The following is a 2,843-nucleotide window of genomic DNA, read 5'->3' as shown; positions in this document are numbered from 1 at the left end:
CCCTTGTGTTGGCCTGCGGCTCCACTGCGTTGCATTTTTTGTCAGGGAGACTCACCAAACTCGCTTCGCTCAAACAGGTAAGTCTCTAATCCTGACAAAAAGCCGCTACTCGTCAACACAAAAGGGGATAATTGGTGCTCATCTCAACAATTAGGTTCCTGCTTTAAAATTGAGATTGTTTGGTTTCGCCAGCTCAACCCAACCGACCCTTGAAATACAATTCATATTTATCATCTTGCGTTTTATCGCATCCACCCCAATATAGGTTTAATATGCTTAAATAAAGCTGTTAACTCAGTCAGTTGGAGGTTGTTATGGCTGGAGGATGGTCTAAAGATGGTGCGGTGCAGGATCAGATTGATGCCAGTGTTGAAGATGGTATTCAACAGGCTCGTTCTCGTTTACCAAAGGGTGAAAGTCTGACGCATTGCGAAGAGTGTGAGAAGGAAATTCCCCAAGCAAGACGTGAGGCGGTTCCCGGTGTTCGACTGTGTGTGAAATGTCAGGAAATTATTGATAAGGAAAACAAGGCGTTCAATCTGTTTAATCGGCGAGGCAGTAAGGATAGTCAGCTACGCTAAATCTCGTATTTAATAAGCGGTCAAAAGAGCACTGAAGTGCTCTTTTGCTTTTCAGTATTCAACTATGTAAAGCTGTACTGTGGATTCACTCCAGCAATTCACAACAATTTGATACCGGCCACTTTAAAGTCATTCATAGAAAGTCTGATGTTTATCTGGCTACCAATTTGAGAAATATAAAATGAAAAAATTATTACTGGCGTTACCTTTTATTTTCGCTGCACAGCAAGCTCTGGCAATTGATGATCAGGATAAAGAAAACTATAAAACAAACTACACCAAGCAATTGAAACCGTTAGTTGTACAAAAGTTGAGTGCTGATAGACCTGAAATGTCAGCCCGTGCAATCGATGATGAGGCAAATGCCTATGTGACTAAAATGGCCAGTTGCCAACTGGATGCGTTGCTCCAGTTCTCTGAGGAATATAGTGAAAAAGCCATTATGCCGGTAGCTCAGGGAGCAGATATCGCACAGACCACGCATGATTTGAATCAACAGATGTTGCAGGATATCGAAGCAGGCAACCTATCTAAAGATAAGGCGGCGATGATGATTCAAATTGCACAGGAATCCGCGCAAATTTGTATGAATTCATAAAATCAGAATACTTACTTATAAAAAAGGGCCTTTCGGCCCTTTTTTGTTTACGCGGCAATACCGGTATGTCTTAATAACGCATCAATCTGCGGTTCACGGCCACGGAATTCGATGAACAGTTCCATTGGCTCACGGGAACCACCCTGCTCCAGAATCGCTTCCAGAAATTCCAGACCAGTCTGCCGATCAAAGATCCCTTTCTCTTCAAACTTGGAGAACGCATCGGCTGACAGCACTTCTGCCCATTTATAGCTGTAATAACCGGCGGCATAACCGCCAGCAAAGATATGAGCGAAGCTGTGCGCAAAACGGTTGAATTTGGGCGGTTTCACCACGGTGACTTCATTACGCACCTGTTCCAGAATCTTATCGACTTGATTCGGTTCATTCGGGTTAAATTCCAGATGTAACCGGAAATCAAATAACGAGAATTCCAGCTGACGTAACATCATCATTGCCGATTGGAAGTTACGTGCGGCAAGCATTTTGTCGAACAAATCATCAGGCAATTTTTCACCCGTTTGGTAATGGCCGGAAATCAAATCCAAAGCTTCACGCTCCCAGCACCAGTTTTCCATAAACTGACTTGGCAGCTCGACTGCATCCCAGGCCACACCATTAATACCAGACACACCGGCATATTCAATTTTGGTCAACATATGATGCAGACCATGACCAAATTCATGGAATAAAGTGGTCACTTCATCATGGGTGAACAGAGCCGGTTTATCGCCGACGGGTTCAGAAAAGTTGCAGGTCAGAAACGCCACTGGAATTTCGATTCCTTCGGCAGTACGACGGCGTGCTTTACATTCATCCATCCATGCGCCACCACGTTTATGCTGACGGGCATATAAATCCAGATAGAACTGAGCACGTACGCTGCCATCCTCGGCGACAATTTCGAAAAAGCGCACGTCTTTGTGCCAGACGTCAACATCCTTGCGTTCCCGAATATCCAGTCCGTATAAACGATTGACCACGGCAAACAGCCCATTCACTACTTTGTCTTCCGGAAAGTACGGCTTTAATTCTTCCTGTGAAATTGAATAACGCTGCTGACGCAGTTTTTCAGCAAAATAGGTGACATCCCAGGCTTCGAGTTGATCCTGGTCGGCAGTGGATTTGGCAAAGGCGCGTAATTCTGCATATTCCTGCTCGGCAATCGGTTTTGAGCGCTTGGCCAGATCCTGCAGAAAGTCCAGAACCTGTTGCGGTGATTGCGCCATTTTGGTGGCCAAAGAACGTTCGGCATGATTGGCAAACCCCAGCAGATTTGCCAGTTGATGACGCAGATTCAGAATATCCAGCATCACTTCAGTGTTATCCCATTTGCCCGCATTCGGACCTTGGTCTGAGGCTTTAGTGGCAAACGCGGTATACATTTCTTCACGCAATTCACGATTATCAGCGTAGGACATCACCGGCATATACGATGGGAAATCCAGGGTAAACAACCAACCTTCCTCGCCTTCTCGCTTGGCCATTTGCTCGGCCATTTCAATAGTGGATGGTGGTAAACCCGATAATAATGACTCGTCGGTAATCAACTTACGCCAGGCGTGAGTGGCATCCAGCAAATTTTCTTCAAACTTGGCGGTGCGTTCAGTCATTTGCTGTGACAGCTTTTTGAATTCATCACGTTGTTGCTGATCCAGCTCAAC

At 45.3% G+C, this 2,843-nt stretch carries 3 protein-coding genes; 2 read left to right on the top strand and 1 reads right to left on the bottom strand.

Translation table 11 applies throughout. The annotated features are described in order from the left end of the window. The first annotated feature begins 314 nt into the window (after positions 1–314). On the top strand, positions 315–581 hold the full coding sequence (locus tag B3182_RS08855; RefSeq protein WP_292356430.1) for a DksA/TraR family C4-type zinc finger protein: 267 nt from the start codon (positions 315–317) through the stop codon (positions 579–581). A 181-nt stretch (positions 582–762) separates the two neighbouring features. Continuing rightward, positions 763–1,179: a hypothetical protein gene (locus B3182_RS08850; RefSeq protein WP_292356432.1), complete on the top strand. Its 417-nt coding sequence runs from the start codon at positions 763–765 to the stop codon at positions 1,177–1,179. A 47-nt stretch (positions 1,180–1,226) separates the two neighbouring features. Here the strand turns inward: B3182_RS08850 and B3182_RS08845 are convergent. After that, positions 1,227–2,843: M3 family metallopeptidase (locus tag B3182_RS08845; protein ID WP_292752430.1), on the bottom strand; the 1,617-nt coding region annotated here is incomplete at its 5' end.

The sequence above is a fragment of the Methylophaga sp. UBA4204 genome (genome assembly GCF_002379485.1).
Lineage (GTDB): Bacteria > Pseudomonadota > Gammaproteobacteria > Nitrosococcales > Methylophagaceae > Methylophaga.
Note: the sequence above shows the minus strand (reverse complement) of the source record. Positions and strands in the feature narration are given on the sequence as shown.

Coding starts and splice junctions, on each gene's coding strand:
- B3182_RS08850 (WP_292356432.1), top strand. CDS start 763: ATGAAAAAATTATTACTGGCGTTACCTTTTATTTTCGCTGCACAGCAA.
- B3182_RS08855 (WP_292356430.1), top strand. CDS start 315: ATGGCTGGAGGATGGTCTAAAGATGGTGCGGTGCAGGATCAGATTGAT.